Origin of the sequence: Streptomyces sp. BA2 (assembly GCF_009769735.1) — a bacterium.
Taxonomy (GTDB): domain Bacteria; phylum Actinomycetota; class Actinomycetes; order Streptomycetales; family Streptomycetaceae; genus Streptomyces.
The window spans coordinates 7,601,406-7,617,924 of the sequence record NZ_WSRO01000002.1 but is presented as its reverse complement, the minus strand read 5'-3'; the positions used below and the strand labels follow the sequence as shown (position 1 = coordinate 7,617,924).

Annotated in this window: 12 protein-coding genes; 7 read left to right on the top strand and 5 right to left on the bottom strand. The window is 70.0% G+C overall.

Annotation, left to right across the window (positions count from 1 at the left end; genetic code table 11):
- Window positions 1-4: 4 nt before the first annotated feature.
- The 4 genes from E5671_RS36855 to E5671_RS36840 form a co-directional block, all read right to left on the bottom strand.
- Window positions 5-730: a class I SAM-dependent methyltransferase gene (locus tag E5671_RS36855; RefSeq protein ID WP_160508275.1), complete on the bottom strand. Its 726-nt coding sequence runs from the start codon at window positions 728-730 to the stop codon at window positions 5-7.
- A gap of 96 nt (window positions 731-826) precedes the next feature.
- Window positions 827-3,271, bottom strand: coding sequence for an ATP-binding SpoIIE family protein phosphatase (locus tag E5671_RS36850; protein ID WP_160508273.1), 2,445 nt, complete (start codon window positions 3,269-3,271; stop codon window positions 827-829).
- Between the two features lie 161 nt (window positions 3,272-3,432).
- A complete protein-coding gene (locus E5671_RS36845; protein WP_443032749.1) occupies window positions 3,433-5,844 on the bottom strand; it encodes an MFS transporter in 2,412 nt (803 codons plus the stop codon).
- Between the two features lie 216 nt (window positions 5,845-6,060).
- Window positions 6,061-6,504, bottom strand: coding sequence for an SRPBCC family protein (locus tag E5671_RS36840; protein WP_160508269.1), 444 nt, complete (start codon window positions 6,502-6,504; stop codon window positions 6,061-6,063).
- A gap of 175 nt (window positions 6,505-6,679) precedes the next feature.
- Between E5671_RS36840 and E5671_RS36835 the strand changes: the two genes are divergently transcribed.
- Window positions 6,680-7,708 carry an Rv2578c family radical SAM protein gene (locus tag E5671_RS36835; RefSeq protein ID WP_160508267.1) on the top strand — a complete coding sequence of 343 codons (1,029 nt, stop codon included), beginning with the start codon at window positions 6,680-6,682 and terminating at the stop codon, window positions 7,706-7,708.
- 22 nt (window positions 7,709-7,730) lie between these two features.
- Window positions 7,731-8,123 carry a RidA family protein gene (locus E5671_RS36830; protein WP_160508265.1) on the top strand — a complete coding sequence of 131 codons (393 nt, stop codon included), beginning with the start codon at window positions 7,731-7,733 and terminating at the stop codon, window positions 8,121-8,123.
- Here E5671_RS36830 and E5671_RS36825 read toward each other — a convergent pair.
- Window positions 8,120-8,689, bottom strand: a complete 570-nt coding sequence (locus E5671_RS36825; RefSeq protein WP_160508263.1) for an adenylosuccinate lyase — start codon at window positions 8,687-8,689, stop codon at window positions 8,120-8,122. The genes E5671_RS36830 and E5671_RS36825 overlap by 4 nt on opposite strands.
- Window positions 8,690-9,033: 344 nt before the next feature.
- On the opposite strand from E5671_RS36825, the gene E5671_RS36820 reads away from it, so the two are divergent.
- The 5 genes from E5671_RS36820 to E5671_RS36800 all read left to right on the top strand — a co-directional run bounded on the left by E5671_RS36820 (window position 9,034) and on the right by E5671_RS36800 (window position 16,519).
- Window positions 9,034-10,815 (top strand): 3-hydroxyacyl-CoA dehydrogenase family protein, encoded by a 1,782-nt coding sequence (locus E5671_RS36820; RefSeq protein WP_160508261.1) that lies wholly within the window; start codon window positions 9,034-9,036, stop codon window positions 10,813-10,815.
- Window positions 10,816-10,939: 124 nt separating this feature from the next.
- Window positions 10,940-11,743 (top strand): TetR family transcriptional regulator, encoded by an 804-nt coding sequence (locus tag E5671_RS36815; protein WP_237330317.1) that lies wholly within the window; start codon window positions 10,940-10,942, stop codon window positions 11,741-11,743.
- 431 nt (window positions 11,744-12,174) lie between these two features.
- A complete protein-coding gene (ccrA, locus tag E5671_RS36810; RefSeq protein ID WP_160508257.1) occupies window positions 12,175-13,512 on the top strand; it encodes a crotonyl-CoA carboxylase/reductase in 1,338 nt (445 codons plus the stop codon).
- A gap of 17 nt (window positions 13,513-13,529) precedes the next feature.
- Window positions 13,530-15,557, top strand: coding sequence for a protein meaA (locus tag E5671_RS36805; protein WP_160508255.1), 2,028 nt, complete (start codon window positions 13,530-13,532; stop codon window positions 15,555-15,557).
- Window positions 15,554-16,519: an HpcH/HpaI aldolase/citrate lyase family protein gene (locus E5671_RS36800; RefSeq protein WP_160508253.1), complete on the top strand. Its 966-nt coding sequence runs from the start codon at window positions 15,554-15,556 to the stop codon at window positions 16,517-16,519. Before E5671_RS36805 ends, E5671_RS36800 begins: the two co-directional genes overlap by 4 nt.

Sequence of the window (16,519 nt, the reverse complement as noted above, 5' to 3'; positions counted from 1 at the left end):
GGGCTCACCCTGTGCGCCCCGCCACCAGCCACTTCGACAGCAGTTCGATCCGCGTCCCGTCCGGCATGAACTCGGTGGTCATGAGCGGCAGTTCACCCCTATCGAGCACTGTGAGGCCCGCCGCCGTGACGAACTCCGGCACCGCGGCGTCCTCGACCTCGCCCGGCGCGATGCCGTGCGCGAACACCGGCGCCAGCTTCGGCGGCGGGCCGTCGGGGCTCTGGGCGAGGCCCTTCAGGACCGTCCCCGCGGACTCGGCGAGCTCGACGACGAACGCTCTGCCGCGCTCGCCGAGCAGCGCCGCGATGCCGTCGACGAGCGGCTGGCGGTCATCGGGATCGCATTGGTGGAGCACCCCGCGCATATAGACGTTCACGTCGCCGAGTTCCGCGTGCAGCTGCTCGGCCTCCGCCTTCTCCGCGGCGTCGACCTGCCGGAACTCCACCTGTCCCGCCGGGTCGGCGTTCCGTGCGTGCCGCAGGGCGGCCGCGGACAGGTCGGCGCCAAGGACGCGGGGGTAGCGGTCGGCGAGGAAGCGGGTCTGGGTGCCGTTGCCGCAGCCGAGGTCCACGACGGGCAGGCCCGCGGCCGCCAAGTGCGGTTCGAAGAGGGAGAGGTGGATGCCGACGGTGAGCGCGGGTTCGGCGTCCCAGAAGACCGCCCCCGGTTCGCCGGGAGCCTCCCGCCAGAACCCCTCCCACGCCTCTCTGTACCGACTCGTGACGCTCATGCCCAGCTCCCCAGGATGCGACGACGACCGCCGAAGCCGACGGCAAGATCGGTCTACCGCGCCCTGGGAGCGGGGACAAGTCACCGGCGCCATCAATCACTTGCCGCGCGGCGGCCCCAGCTCGAACCACACGGTCTTGCCGGAGGCCGTACGGCTTGTCCCCCACTCCTTGGCGAGCACGCTGACGATCCGCAGTCCGCGCCCGAACTCGTCGCCCGGGCCCGCGCTCAGGAGCGTGGGCAGGGTGTGGTCGTCGTCCTCGACCTCGCAGATCAGCGTGGCCCCGGAGCGGACAAGGCGCAGCTCGACGCGGCCGCCGCGCGAGTGCCGTACGGCGTTGGTGACGAGCTCGCTCACCAGAAGCTCGGCGGTCTCGGTGAGGTCGTCGCGGGACCAGGCGGGCAGCTGGTCGCGGACCAGCTCGCGCGCCCTGCTGACCTCACTCGGGTCGAGCGCGAGCCGCCAGCTCGCGACGTCCTCGTCCGCGACGCCGTTCAGGCGTGCCATCAGGAGGGCCACGTCGTCCTTGCGTCCGCCGCGCCCCGCGTCAGCAAATGTCACAGCGAGCGCGCGGATGATGGTGTCGCAGGCGTCGTCCATGGAGGCGGCCGGGTGGGCCGCGGACTCGGTGAGCGTGGCGAGGCCGACACCGATGTCCTCGCCGCGGACCTCGACGAGGCCGTCGGTGCACATCAGGAGCCGGTCACCGGGTGCGACGCGTACGGTGACCGCCTCGAAGGGCACGCCTCCCACACCGATGGGTGCCCCTGTCGGCAGGTCGAGGAGTTCGCTGCGGCCGTCGTCGGCGCGGACGAGCACGGGCGGGATGTGTCCCGCGTTGGCGAGGTGCAGCTCGCTCGCGATGGGGTCGTAGACCGCGTACAGACACGTCGCGAGGTAGTGCTCGCCGAGCCGCTGTGCCAGGTCGTCGAGGTTGCGCAGGAGCTGGGCGGGCGGCAGGTCCAGGGCGGCCATGGTCTGTACGGCGGTGCGCAACTGGCCCATCATCGCCGCCGAGTTGAGGCCGTGGCCCATCACGTCGCCGACGACGAGCGCGGTGCGCGATCCGGGCAGTTTCACGGAGTCGAACCAGTCGCCGCCGACCCGGCCGAGAAGCGTGCCAGGCAGATAGCGCGTGGCGATGTCGCAGCCCGTCATGCGCGGCTCGATGTGCGGAAGCATGCTGTCCTGGAGGGTGTCGGCGACGCTCTCCTGGTAGGTGTACATGCGGGCGTTGTCGAGCACGAGGCCCGCGCGGGCGGCGAGTTCGGCGCCGGTGACGCGGTCCATGTCGTTGAAGACGGACCGCTCCTGGTGGCGCAGCAGGATCATGAATCCGAGCACCACATTGCGGGCCTTCAGCGGTACGACGAGCATCGAGCGGTGGTTGATGAGCGGGCGGATGTCGCGCTTCTCGAACTGCGAGGCGATCGCGTTGCCCATCTCCTCGGTGATGCGCGGGACGAGGACAGGGTCACCGGTCGTCATGCACTGGAAGAACGGGGTGTGCGACGGGAACGGCATGGATTCGCCGACGGGCACGACGTCGTCCCAGCGGCCGGGCTCGTCCGTGTGCTCCACGGCGACCCGGTGCCACAGCGTCGTCTCGTCCGGCGGCCCTTCGGGGAAGCCCTCGCCCGCGACGACCTGTTCGCGCAGGTAGGTGCCCGCGACGTCCGTGAACCTCGGTACCACGGCCCGGCTGACCTCGATGATCGTCTGCGAGAGGTCGAGCGAGGAGCCGATGCGCCCGCTGACCTCGTTCAGGAACTCCAGGTGCTCGCGCACCGCCGCGTACTCGAGGTCCTCGTCCTCGTCGGACGCGGCGGGCCGGGGCGTGGCGCCATCGGCCGCGGCCTGCTGGGCACGCAGCCTGCGCGCCTTGCGCTCGGCGCGCCGCGGCACGCCCCAGTCGGGGGTGACGGGCACGCGGTCGTGCTTGCTGAACTCCAAGACGGGGTAGCCCAGTTCGAGGATCTGCGCCACGATGCGTGAGCTCTCGCCCACGCTCATGCTGGGCAGGATCTCGGGCAGCCGGCCGGCCAGCTCGTCGGCTCCGGGGAAGTCCGTGTGCAGGGCGAACCCCGGTGCTATCCGCTCGACCTGGCCCGGCTCACGGTCGTCGTCGGCCAGCCGGCAGGCGTCCGCCGCGAGCACGAGCAGCCGCTCAGGGCCGGGGCCGACGAGGGGGTACGCCCACCACAGGACGTCCACCCGGTGGTCTTCGCCGCCGGGCACGGAAAGGCGTGCGCGCCCGGCGGCGGGGTACGAGATGCGTCCGTCGAGGGAGGTCTCCAGGTCGGGGCCCAGGCCGTCGTACTCGCCGTAGTTCGCGTGTTCCTCGGGGATCGCGCCCGCCACCGGAAGCAGGTCGCCCGCCGGGCTTCCGACGGCCTCCTCCTTCGCGTACCCGAACAGCTTCCGCGCGCCGGTGCTCCAGTGCGAGACAAGGCCCGCGGCGTCGATCACGACCACGGCGAGGGGGATCCGGCCGGCCACGGCGTGCTGCGCCACCGGTCCGTCCGGGGTGCCGTATTCCATGGCCAACGCTCCTTCCGGCGGCACCGCGAAGACCTGCGCCGCCCCAACCACCGTACGGCCGGTACAGGTTGCCGTGCGGGGCAATGGGGGAATTGGGAGCCACGGGGGCGCCTCCGGCGGGTATTTTCCCTACGCCCCTCGATACAGGGGCCGGCCAGGGCTCAGTCTTCGTGGCCCAGCTGGAGATCCCGTTCCGTGCGCCCCCCGCCCGCGACCTGGAGCACGGTCGCCACCGGTGGGTAGCCCGCGGCGATGACCGTGTACTCGCCGGACGACAGATCGATGAACCGGAAGGTGCCGTCCTCCCGGGTCGTGAGGGTGTCCACGACGTTGCCCGCCGCGTCGAGCAGCGTCACGCGGGCGTCCTCCACCGGTCGGCCGCCGCTGGCCCGCACGGTTCCGCGCAGGACGGCTCCGCCCGCGAGCTCGACGTCCTGCCGGGTCTCGCGGGCCGCCTGCACGGTGACGGGCAGGGCAGCCGGGCGGAAGGCGGGGGCGCTGGCGGCCAGGGTGTACTCGCCGGCCACCAACTCCGTGATCACATAGCCGCCTTCGCGTCCGCTGCGGGTGGTGGCGACGACCTCCCCGCGGACGTCGGTGAGGGTCACCGCGGCGTCCCTGACCGGAGTCCCGTCGGCGGTGACCACGCTGCCGGCCAGGCGTCCCGCGCCGCCGAGCACCACGTCGAGCTCCACGGGGCGCTCGCCGACGGTGACGGTGACCGCCTGCGGCTGGTGGCCGCCCGCGGCCGCGATCAGGACGAACGATCCCGCGCCCGGCGTGGAGAGCGCGTACCGCCCGTCGTCGCCGCTCGCGCCGCGGCCGATCTGCCGGCCCCCGACGTCGATGAGGGTCAGGGCGGCGCGGGGCACCACGGTGCCGTCCGGGTGCTGCACGGTGCCGCAGACGGGCACCCCGGCGGCGTACGACGTACGGGCCTGGGGGATGGGCGTGGGCTCGGCCGTGGGGGCGTCCTGGGACGCTGCGCTGGACAACAGGGGAGTCTCCTTGAGGAAGAAGGTGATCAGCATGCCGAGGGCGAGCACCGGCACCAGGTAGAGGAAGATGCGGGGCATCGCGTCGGCGTACGCCTGGATGTAGCCCTCGCGCAGCGGGGCGGGCATCGCGTGGACGAGCTGCGGGGTGATGGCCTCGGGGTCCGGAAGGCCGGCCCCGGCCGGGATGCGGTCGGCGAGGGAGTCCGCGAGCCGGTCGGCGAAGAGCGTGCCGAAGACCGCGGCGCCGACGCTGCCGCCGATCTGCCGGAAGTAGTTGTTGGCGCTGGTGGCCGTGCCGAGGTCGGACGGACGTACCGCGTTCTGCACGGCGAGGATGAGCACGGGCATGACGAGGCCGACTCCCGCGCCGAGCACGGCCATCCAGATGCTGTAGTGCAGCCGGGGTGTGTCGGCTTCGAGCCGGGAGAGCAGCCACATGCCGATGACGGACAGGATGCCGCCGATGACCGGATAGATCTTGTAGCGGCCGGTGTGGCTGATGAGCTGGCCGGAGAGGATGGAGGCGCCGACGATGCCGCCCATCATCGGCAGCATGAGCAGTCCGGACTCGGTGGCGCTCGCGCCGTCGACCATCTGGAGGAAGGTCGGCAGGTAACTGGCCGCACCGAAGAGGGCGATGCCTACGACCACGCCCACGAGGCCGGTGACGTTGAAGACCGAATCACGGAACAGGCGCAGCGGGATGATCGGTTCTGCGGCGAAGTGTTCGGCGACGAGGAAGAGTACGACCGAGGCGACGGCTCCGGCTGCGAGCCCGAGGATGACGCGCGATCCCCACGCGTACTCGGTGCCGCCCCAACTGGTCAGGAGCACAAGGCAGGTGGAGGCGGAGGCCAGCAACAACGCGCCGATCACGTCGAGTCGGGCCTTCGCGGTGGGCTTGGGCAGCTTGAGACCGAAGCTGACGACGGCGAAGGTGACGAGGCCGAAGGGCACGTTGAAGTAGAAGCACCAGCGCCAGGTGACGTGGTCGGTGAAGAACCCGCCGAGCAGCGGTCCCGCGACCGACGCGAGGCCGAACGCGGCGCCGATCAGGCCCATGTAGCGGCCGCGCTCCCGGGGCGGGACGATGTCCGCGATGATCGCCTGTACGCCGATCATGAGGCCGCCCGCGCCGACGCCCTGGAGGGCGCGGAAGGCGATGAGCTGGTCCATCGTGCGCGACCAACCGGCAAGCGCGGAGCCGATGATGAAGATGAGAATCGCGAACTGGAAGACGCCTTTGCGCCCGAAGAGATCCCCGAGCTTGCCGTAGATGGGCAAGCCGATCGTGGACGTGAGCAGATAGGCGGTGATCGCCCAGGACATCTTGTCCAGGCCGTGCAGCTCACCGACGATCTTCGGGAGCGCGGTGGCGACGATCATCTGCTCCAGGGCGGCGAGCAACAGGGCGAGCATGAGCCCGACGAAGACCATCCGGACGCGTCCGGGGCTGAGCCCTGCCGCCGCCGACACGTGCTCCCCGGGCGGTGGCGCCTCCGCGACGCCCGGAGGCACCACGGCCACCGCCAAGTCCCCCTGCTCGGCGCCCTTCACCAGCGTCGTGCCGCCCACGTCCTGCTCCCCTCGTCTGCGCCTGCGCCGCATTTCTCGCATTACGCGACAACTGCGAGCAAGCGCGACGAGTCGCCCCCGCACGGGGCCCGGCACACGTATGCGCCGGTAGGAGCCCTACGCCGTACAACTGGCCCGAACAGAAAACCACTCGAAACGGTGAGCGTGACAACAACCCTTATGGGTTACCGGAGTTGAGGGCCGGTCAGGTGCGGCCTACTTCTCGACCTCGGCGGCGAGCTTGCCGAGCACCTCGTCGTAGATCCGCCCGAGCCCCTTGGGCGCGAAGGTCTTCTCGAAGAAGCCGCCGATGCCGCCCGCGCCGTTCCACACGGTGGAGACGACCACGCGCGCCTTGCCCTCGCCCGCAGGGGTCACGGTCCAGGTGGTGACCATGGAGGAGTTGCGGTCCTTCTCGACGAGCTCGCCATCGGTCGGCTCGCTGACCTCCAGGAGGCAGTCCCGGATGCGCTTGCTGGTGGCCTGCAGCTTCCAGTGGACGAGCGTCCCCTCGCCGTCGCCTCCCTCACGCACCTCGAACTCGCTGAAGTGCTCCGACAGGATCTTCGGACGCGTGCCTTCGTAGTCGGCGAGCGCGTCGAAGACGTCCTCCGGCTGCGCCGTGATGATCCGCTCCGTGGTCGCCTCGACCTGCGCCATGGCACTTCCTCCAGCACTCGGTTGTTCAGGGTGATCCCCGGAAGCCAACCACCCTGCGTGCCGGGCCCTCAAATCGGGGTCGCCGAGGGACCCGGTCGCCACCGGTTCGCTACCGGGTCGCACGATCAAGGGAACATGTGTTCTATTCTGTGGTCAGTGCTACCGAGGAGGCGTCATGCGCTGGGAGAACCTCGCCGACGGGCCGTCACGGGATGTCGCGGATGCCGCGCTGTTCGGCGCGGACGCGGTCACCACGAGGACCTTCGACACACCTGAGTTCTCAGGAATCACCTTTCACGAGATCCGGGCCCGAACGATCGTGAACCGGGTGCCCGGAGCGTCCCGCATGCCGTTCGAATGGACGGTCAATCCGTACCGGGGCTGCACGCACGCGTGCGTCTACTGTTTCGCCCGCAAGACGCACAGCTATCTGGACCTGGACACCGGGCTCGGCTTCGACAGTCAGATCGTGGTCAAGGTCAACGCCCCCGACCTGGTGCGCCGCCGGCTCGCCTCGCCCCGCTGGCACGGCGAGCACATCGCGATGGGCACGAACGTCGACTGCTACCAGCGGGCCGAGGGCCGCTACGGGCTCATGCCCGGGATCATCGCCGCCCTGCGCGATCACGCGAACCCCTTCTCCATCCTCACGAAGGGCACGCTGATCCTGCGGGACCTCGGCCTGCTGCGGCAGGCCGCCGCCGTCACCGACGTCGGGATCTCCGTATCCGTCGGCTTCGTCGACCAGGACCTGTGGCGCACCGTCGAGCCGGGCACGCCCGCTCCGGAACGGCGGCTTGACGTCGTAAGGACGCTGACCGATAACGGCATCGGGTGCGGGGTCCTGATGGCGCCGGTGATCCCGTTCATCGGGGACAGGCCGGAGCAACTGCGGGCGACCGTACGGGCCATCGCCGCGTCGGGGGCGACCTCCGTGACCCCGCTCGTGCTGCATCTGCGGCCGGGAGCGCGCGAGTGGTTCATGGCCTGGCTGGAACAGCACCATCCGTATCTCGTGCGGCGCTACGAACGTCTGTACGCGGAAGGCGCCTACGCGCCCAAGTGGTACCAGCGCCGGATCACCCGGCAAGTGCACGAACTGGCCGAGGAGTTCGGCATCGGCCCCACGCGTGCGGGCGCCACCCGCCGCATCCGCGCCCCCGAGCCCGCTTCACCCGGCGGCACTCAGCTCACCCTGCTCTGAACCCATGGTCCAGGATGGGCACATGAGCCGACTGACCCACATCAACGCCCCCGACGGCGTCTTCCCCGCCACCCAGTACACGCACGTGGTGATGGGGACGGGCCGCTTCGTGGCGATAGCCGGTCAACTCCCCCTGGACAAGGAGGGGCAGCTCGTCGGCGAGGGCGACCCGGCGGCGCAGGCACGGCAGGTGTTCGACAATCTGAGGCACTGCCTCGTGGCCGCGGGCGGCAGCTTCCGGGACGTCGTGAAGCTGACGTACTACGTCACGGACATGGCGTACATGCCCGCCGTACGGGCCGCCCGGGACACGCACATGGACCCGGCGCGCCTCCCCGCCGCATCGGCGGTCCAGGTCTCCGCGCTGGTCTCGCCGCAGTTCCTGATGGAGATCGAGGCGTACGCCATCCTCTAGCCCGGCAGGCGGGCCAGGGCCGCGGACGCCGCCGCTGCGAGTCGTGGATAGCCGCAGGCCTGCGTCAGGACGGGGCGGGCCCGTGGGTCCCCCAGCGCTCCCAGGCCCTCCACACACGCGAGGGCGATCTTCCCGTACGGATCGTGCGGGGCCAGTCTGCGCTTCAGCGTGGTGATGAGGGCGGGCGCCGACTCGGGCGCGCGCAGCTCGGTGAGCAGACGCACCGGGTGGAGGGCGTAGGCGACGCGCAGCTCATTGGTGGCCAGGGCGGCTGCCGCCCGTGCCGTACGCGGATCACCCAGCCTGGCCAGGGCGTACGCGGCGGCGGCGCAGCGCGAGGGATCCCGGTGGTTGAGGAGCAGCACCAGGGACTCGAAGGCCCGGCTGTCCCCGGCGGCGCCGAGCCGGACCGCCGCGAGCTCCCGTGCCCACAGTGGCTGACCCGCCGCGGCGAGCACCTCCGCCAGTTCCTCCACATCGCCGGTCGCGACCAGCCTCTCGTAACTCTCCGAGACTCCTGCCTCGCGGCGTAAGCGTTCCGTCACCGTGCGCAACTCCACGTCCATGACGGGGAGCCTATCCGCGATGTAGATCACAAACCCTGGGGACTGGCGCGCTCACTACTCGCCGGTTAGTCTCATGTGAGCGGGGCACACTCCCCGTGAGCAGTACCCCTCCTCATGGCGGCCTGGTGACGCAGCCGTCGTGAGTGTCTGTCGGTTCGGTGCTTCGAGCACCTCAGCTCATCCAGTACGACGCGGCTCCGGGACAGAGCCGGTCGACTCCTCACGGGCGTGCGCGCTTCGCCGCCCGGTCACGACACGCAGCAGCTCATCTTCCGTACGCCGCGCCGCCGTTGCCGCGCACCGCGTGCGCCCCTCAGTCGTCACTCACTTCCTGGAGTCCACGCATGGACACTCCCTTGAACACCGTCGCCGTGATCGGTCTCGGCACGATGGGCACCGGCATCGCCGAGGTCCTGGCCCGCGCGGGACGCGAGGTCATCGGCATCGACATCAGCGAGGCCGCGGGCGCCCAGGCCGTCGCCGCCATCGAGTCGTCCACCGCGCGGGCCGTGCGCCGTGAGCAGCTCACCGAGGACGAGCGCCGTGACGCGCTCGCCCGCGTCCGCACCTTCACCGACCTCCAGGCCGCGTCCGACGCCGATCTGGTGATCGAGGTCGCCCCGGAGTCGTACGAGATCAAGCAGCAGATCATCCGCGAACTCGACGGCGTCGTGCGCCCCGAGACGATCATCGCGACCGGCACGAACGCGCTGTCCGTGACCCGTCTCGCCGCCGAGTCGGCGCGCCCCGAGCGGGTGCTCGGCCTGCACTTCTTCAACCCGGCCCCGGCGATGAAGCTCGTCGAGGTGGTCTCGTCCGTCCTGACCGCGCCCGCGGCCGTCGCCTCCGTCACCGACCTCGCGTACGCGCTCGGCAAGGAGCCCGTCGCGGTCGGCGACCGGCCCGGTTTCGTCGCCGACGGCCTGCTGTTCGGCTACCTCAACCAGGCAGCGGCGATGTACGAGGCGAAGTACGCGTCCCGCGAGGACATCGACGCCGCGATGAGGCTGGGCTGCGGACTGCCGATGGGCCCCCTCGCCCTGCTCGACCTGATCGGCGTCGACACCGCCCGCACGGTTCTCGACGCGATGTACTCCGAGTCCCAGGACCGCCTGCACGCGCCCGCCCCGATCCTCAAGCAGCTCAGCGAGGCGGGCCTGACCGGCCGGAAGACGGGGCGCGGTTTCTACTCGTACGAGGAGCCGGGCAGTTCGGTCGTCGTGCGTGACGCGCTGACCCCGCCCGAGGACGGGCGGCAGAGCGGCGGGCGCACCATCCGCTCGGTCGGCGTCGCGGGATCAGGGACCATGGCCTCCGGCATCGCCGAGGTCTTCGCCAAGGCGGGCTACGACGTGGTGCTCGCCGCGCGCAGCGAGGAGAAGGCGGAGAAGGCCAAGTCCCGTATCGCCAAGTCGCTTTCGCGCTCTGTCGACAAGGGGCGGATGACGGCGGAGACCGCGGCCAAGACCCTGGACCGGATCGTTCCCGCCGGTACGTACGACGCGTTCGCCGACGTCGATCTGGCGCTTGAGGCGGTCGCCGAGGACCTGGAGATCAAGCAGCAGCTGTTCGCGGCGTTCGACAAGGTCTGCAAGCCGGGCGCGATCCTGGCGACCACCACCTCGTCCCTGCCGGTCGTCGCCTGCGCCCGCGCCACCTCGCGTCCCGGCGACGTGATCGGCATGCACTTCTTCAACCCGGCACCTGCGATGAAGCTGGTCGAGGTGGTCCGCACGGTCCTCACGGACGACGACGTGCACGCGACGGTCCGCCAGGTCTGCGCCACCATCAAGAAGCACCCCGTGGACTGCGGCGACCGCGCGGGCTTCATCGTGAACGCGCTCCTGTTCCCCTACCTCAACAACGCGATCAAGATGGTCCAGGAGCACTACGCGACGCTCGACGACATCGACGCCGCGATGAAGCTCGGCGGCGGCTACCCCATGGGCCCCTTCGAGCTCCTGGACGTCGTCGGCCTGGACGTCTCGCTCGCCATCGAGAAGGTCCTGCACCGCGAGTTCCGCGACCCGGGCCTGGCCCCCGCTCCCCTGCTCGAACACCTGGTGGCCGCGGGCTGCCTCGGCCGCAAGACCGGCCGCGGCTTCCGCGAATATGCCCGACGGTAAGCCGGGGTCGGACGGGGGCGCACCTGAAGACAGACCGCGCACGGACTGGGGCGGGCTGCTCGACCCTTCGGGCAGCCCCGTCCCACAGGAGCACTCGGCTGCGCATATGCAGTACGTTCGGGTCATGCCCAAGGCCGCCAAGTCCTCACGTACGCCCGCTACGCCCGACGCTCCGGAGAGCGCGGCCGGCAGCCGCGCCGCCGCCCAACGCCTCAAGATGCGCCGGGAGCTGGCGGCGGCCGCGATGGAGCTCTTCGCGTCCAAGGGGTACGAGGCGACGACGGTCGACGAGATCGCCGCGCAGGCCGGTGTCGCCCGCCGGACCTTCTTCCGCCACTTCCGCTCCAAGGAAGAGGCGATCTTCCCGGACCACGACGACACCTTGATCCGGGCGGAAGCGGTGCTCAACGCGGCGCCGCCGCACGAGCACCCGCTCGACACGGTGTGCCGTGGCATCAAGGAAGTCATGAAGATGTACGCGGCCTCGCCCGCGGTGTCCGTCGAGCGCTACCGCCTGACGCGCGAGGTGCCCACGCTGCGCGAGCGGGAGATCGCCTCGGTGGCCCGCTACGAACGGCTCTTCACGCGCTATCTCCTGGGCCACTTCGACGAGCAGGCGCATCACGACGGCAACGACGACCCCCTCCTGGCGGAGGTCGCGGCGTCGGCGGTGGTGACCGCGCACAACCACGTCCTTCGGCGGTGGCTGCGCGCGGGCGGCCAGGGCGACGTGGAGACCCAGTTGGACCATGCCTTCGCCATCGTCCGCAGGACCTTCGGTTCGGGCATCGGGGCGGGGCGTGACACCACCACCGCTCCGGCGGCCTCGGTGAGCACCGGAGGCGATGTCCTGGTCACCGTGGCCCGGACGGACGCACCGCTCGACGAGATCATGCGGACGATCGAGAAGGCGTTGCGGGAGTCATAGATCCCGCTCGTTGCGGGAGTCATAGATCCCGTTCTCGGCCTCTTTGTCCTCGGCTTTTAAGGGGGCGCTACCCACGGGTAGCGCCCCCTTCGTCATGCCGTCACACCCTCTGACCTGCACTGATCGATCATCTATCAAAAATTGCTGGCACTCAGTGTCTTGCCGACTGGCACGCGGTGTCATACGTTGATGTTGTCCGGGCGGCCGGCGTGCAGAGAACTTCCGTACGCCGGCTGTCCCCACAAGCCACGGCTCGTGCGCCCGGACGCCTGCGTCACAGGCAACCTCCCGCGCCACACCAAGCGCTGCCGAGCTTCACCCTTCGCCGAACCGACGGCACACCCTCCACCACCTGCATCAGCAGCACCCGACGTAACCCTCAAGAGCGTGCTCCCCTCAAAGGGGGCCCGCACTTCGCCGGAGGCATCACCGTGAAGGAAATCCTGGACGCGATCCAGTCGCCGGACACGACGTCCGCCGACTTCGCCGCTCTTCCGCTCCCCGACTCGTACCGCGCGATCACCGTGCACAAGGACGAGGCGGAGATGTTCGCCGGGCTCGAGACCCGCGACAAGGACCCCCGCAAGTCGATCCACCTGGACGACGTGCCGGTCCCCGAACTCGGCCCGGGTGAGGCCCTGGTGGCCGTGATGGCCTCCTCGGTCAACTACAACTCCGTGTGGACCTCGATCTTCGAGCCGGTGTCCACCTTCAGCTTCCTGGAGCGTTACGGCCGACTGAGCGAGCTCACCAAGCGCCACGACCTGCCGTACCACATCATCGGCTCCGACCTGGCGGGCGTCGTGCTGCGCACCGGACCCGGCGTGAACGCCTGGAACCCGGGCGACGAGGTCGTCGCGCACTGCCTGAGCGTCGAGCTGGAGTCCTCCGACGGCCACAACGACACGATGCTCGACCCCGAGCAGCGCATCTGGGGCTTCGAGACCAACTTCGGCGGCCTCGCCGAGATCGCCCTGGTCAAGTCCAACCAGCTCATGCCCAAGCCGGACCACCTGAGCTGGGAGGAGGCCGCGTCCCCCGGCCTGGTGAACTCCACCGCCTACCGCCAGCTCGTCTCGCGCAACGGCGCCGGCATGAAGCAGGGCGACAACGTCCTGATCTGGGGCGCCAGCGGCGGACTCGGCTCCTACGCCACCCAGTTCGCCCTGGCCGGCGGCGCCAACCCCATCTGTGTCGTCTCCAGCGACCAGAAGGCGGACATCTGCCGCGCGATGGGCGCCGACGCGATCATCGACCGCAACGCCGAGGGCTACAAGTTCTGGAAGGACGAGCACACCCAGGACCCCAAGGAGTGGAAGCGCTTCGGCAAGCGCATCCGCGAGCTCACCGGCGGCGAGGACGTGGACATCGTCTTCGAGCACCCGGGCCGCGAGACCTTCGGCGCCTCGGTCTACGTCACCCGCAAGGGCGGCACCATCGTCACCTGCGCCTCGACCTCGGGCTACAACCACGAGTACGACAACCGCTACCTGTGGATGTCCCTGAAGCGGATCATCGGCTCGCACTTCGCGAACTACCGCGAGGCCTGGGAGGCCAACCGCCTCATCGCCAAGGGCAAGATCCACCCCACCCTCTCCCGCGTCTACTCCCTGGAGGAGACCGGGCAGGCCGCCTACGACGTGCACCGCAACCTCCACCAGGGCAAGGTCGGCGTCCTCGCCCTCGCGCCCCAGGAGGGCCTTGGCGTGCGCGACCCGGAGATGCGGGCCGAGCACATCGACGCGATCAACCGCTTCCGGAACGTCTGAGGGCTGAGGGTTCGCACATGACAGAGCGTCAGAAGGACCGGCCGTGGCTCATGCGGACCTATGCCGGTCACTCCACGGCCGAGGCGTCCAACGAGCTGTACCGGCGCAACCTCGCCAAGGGTCAGACGGGCCTCTCGGTCGCGTTCGACCTGCCCACGCAGACCGGCTACGACCCGGACCACATCCTCGCCCGCGGCGAGGTCGGCCGGGTCGGGGTCCCCGTCTCGCACGTCGGCGACATGCGGCGCCTGTTCCAGGACATCCCCCTGGACCAGATGAACACCTCGATGACGATCAACGCCACGGCCATGTGGCTTCTGGCGCTCTATCAGGTGGTGGCGGAGGAGCAGGGCGTGGACATCACGCAGCTCCAGGGGACGACGCAGAACGACATCGTCAAGGAGTACCTCTCGCGCGGGACGCACGTCTTCCCGCCCGTGCCCTCCCTCCGCCTCACCACCGACATGATCACGTACACGGTGGCGCACATACCCAAGTGGAACCCGATCAACATCTGCAGCTACCACTTGCAGGAGGCCGGGGCCACTCCGGTGCAGGAGATCGCGTACGCGATGTCCACCGCCGTCGCCGTCCTCGACGCCGTGCGCGACTCCGGCCAGGTGCCGGAGGAGAAGTTCGGTGACGTCGTCGCCCGTATCTCCTTCTTCGTGAACGCGGGCGTCCGCTTCGTCGAGGAGATGTGCAAGATGCGGGCGTTCGGCCGCATCTGGGACAGGATCACGCGCGAGCGGTACGGCATCACCAACCCCAAGCAGCGCCGCTTCCGCTACGGCGTGCAGGTCAACTCCCTGGGCCTGACCGAGGCGCAGCCCGAGAACAACGTCCAGCGCATCGTCCTGGAGATGCTGGCCGTCACTCTCTCCAAGGACGCACGCGCGCGTGCCGTGCAGCTTCCCGCCTGGAACGAGGCCCTGGGCCTGCCGCGGCCGTGGGACCAGCAGTGGTCGCTGCGCATCCAGCAGGTGCTCGCCCTGGAGAGCGACCTCCTGGAGTACGAGGACATCTTCGAGGGCTCGCACGTCATCGAGGCCAAGGTGGAGTCCCTCGTCGAGGAGTCGCTCGCCGAGATGGACCGCATCGAGCAGATGGGCGGCGCGATGGCCGCCGTCGAGTCCGGCTACCTGAAGTCGCAGCTGGTCTCCTCGCACGCCGAGCGCAGGGCCCGCATCGAGTCGGGCGAGGAGAAGATCGTCGGCGTCAACGCCTACGAGTCGACCGAGCCGAACCCGCTCACCGCGGACCTGGACACCGCGATCATGACGGTCGACCCGGCCGTCGAGAACCGCGTCGTGAGCGCGCTCGGCACCTGGCGCGACACCCGCTACCAGCCGCCGTTCAACCACCCGCGCCCCTGCAAGGCCCTGGAGCGGCTCAAGGAGGTCGCCGCCGGTACGGGCAACCTCATGGAGGCCACCCTGGAGTGCGCACGCGCCGGTGTGACGACCGGGGAGTGGGCCGGCGCCCTGCGGGAGGTCTTCGGGGAGTTCCGGGCACCCACGGGCGTCTCCAGCGCTCCGGTGGCCGTCACCGCGGAGGCGGGCACACCGCTGGCCCTCGTCCGCGACAAGGTCGCCAAGACCGCTGCCGACCTCGGCACCGGCAAGCTGCGCTTCCTGGTCGGCAAGCCAGGCCTCGACGGGCACTCCAACGGGGCCGAGCAGATCGCGGTGCGTGCGCGTGACGCCGGCTTCGAGGTCGTCTACCAGGGCATCAGGCTCACGCCCGAGGAGATCGTGGCCGCCGCGCTCGCCGAGGACGTGCACGCCGTGGGCCTTTCGATCCTCTCCGGCTCGCACGCGCAGCTCGTGCCGGACGTGCTCGTGCGCCTGCGCGACGCGGGTGCGCCCGACATCCCCGTCATCGCGGGCGGCATCATCCCCAACAGCGACGCCGAGGACCTGAAGGCGGCGGGTGTGGCCGCCGTCTTCACCCCCAAGGACTTCGGTATCACCGAGATCATCGGCCGTATCGTCGACGAGATCCGGAAAGCGAACAACCTCGACCCTCTGGAGGTCCCCGCATGACCGCGCCCATCAACCGCCTTCGTCCGCGCCGCTCCTGTCTGGCGGTCCCGGGATCGAACCCGCGCTTCCTGGAGAAGGCCCAGGGCCTCCCCGCCGACCAGGTCTTCCTCGACCTGGAGGACGCCTGCGCGCCGCTCGCCAAGCCGGAGGCCCGGCACACCATCGTCAAGTTCCTCAACGAGGGCGACTGGACGGGCAAGACGCGCGTGGTGCGCGTGAACGACTGGACGACCGAGTGGACGTACCGCGACGTCGTCACGGTCGTCGAGGGCGCGGGCCAGAACCTCGACTGCATCATGCTGCCGAAGGTGCAGACGGCGGACCAGGTCGTCGCGCTCGACTTCCTGCTCACCCAGATCGAGAAGACGATGGGCTTCGAGGTCGGCAAGATCGGCATCGAGGCGCAGATCGAGAACGCGCAGGGCCTCAACAACGTCAACGCGATCGCGCAGGCCTCCCCGCGCGTCGAGACGATCATCTTCGGCCCGGCCGACTTCATGGCATCGATCAACATGAAGTCCCTGGTCGTCGGCGAGCAGCCGCCCGGCTACCCGGCCGACGCCTACCACTTCATCCTGATGAAGATCCTGATGGCCGCCCGCGCCAACAACCTCCAGGCGATCGACGGCCCTTACCTCCAGATCAAGAACGTCGACGGCTACCGCGAGGTCGCGAACCGCGCCGCCGCTCTCGGCTTCGACGGCAAGTGGGTCCTGCACCCCGGCCAGGTCGACGCCGCCAACGAGGTCTTCTCGCCCTCCCAGGAGGACTACGACCACGCCGAGCTGATCCTGGACGCCTACGACTTCTACACCTCAGAGGCGGGCGGCAAGAAGGGCTCCGCGATGCTCGGCGACGAGATGATCGACGAGGCCAGCCGCAAGATGGCGCTCGTCATCTCCGGCAAGGGGCGCGCCGCCGGCATGACGCGTACCTCCAAGTTCGAAGCCCCGGAGGCCTGA

Bases quoted from the DNA above. Each gene is read 5' to 3' on its own strand.
- E5671_RS36855 (WP_160508275.1), bottom strand. From the start codon at position 730: ATGAGCGTCACGAGTCGGTACAGAGAGGCGTGGGAGGGGTTCTGGCGG.
- E5671_RS36835 (WP_160508267.1), top strand. From the start codon at position 6,680: ATGCGCTGGGAGAACCTCGCCGACGGGCCGTCACGGGATGTCGCGGAT.
- E5671_RS36800 (WP_160508253.1), top strand. From the start codon at position 15,554: ATGACCGCGCCCATCAACCGCCTTCGTCCGCGCCGCTCCTGTCTGGCG.
- E5671_RS36830 (WP_160508265.1), top strand. From the start codon at position 7,731: ATGAGCCGACTGACCCACATCAACGCCCCCGACGGCGTCTTCCCCGCC.
- E5671_RS36850 (WP_160508273.1), bottom strand. From the start codon at position 3,271: ATGGAATACGGCACCCCGGACGGACCGGTGGCGCAGCACGCCGTGGCC.
- E5671_RS36820 (WP_160508261.1), top strand. From the start codon at position 9,034: ATGGACACTCCCTTGAACACCGTCGCCGTGATCGGTCTCGGCACGATG.
- E5671_RS36825 (WP_160508263.1), bottom strand. From the start codon at position 8,689: ATGGACGTGGAGTTGCGCACGGTGACGGAACGCTTACGCCGCGAGGCA.
- E5671_RS36805 (WP_160508255.1), top strand. From the start codon at position 13,530: ATGACAGAGCGTCAGAAGGACCGGCCGTGGCTCATGCGGACCTATGCC.
- E5671_RS36840 (WP_160508269.1), bottom strand. From the start codon at position 6,504: ATGGCGCAGGTCGAGGCGACCACGGAGCGGATCATCACGGCGCAGCCG.
- E5671_RS36815 (WP_237330317.1), top strand. From the start codon at position 10,940: ATGCCCAAGGCCGCCAAGTCCTCACGTACGCCCGCTACGCCCGACGCT.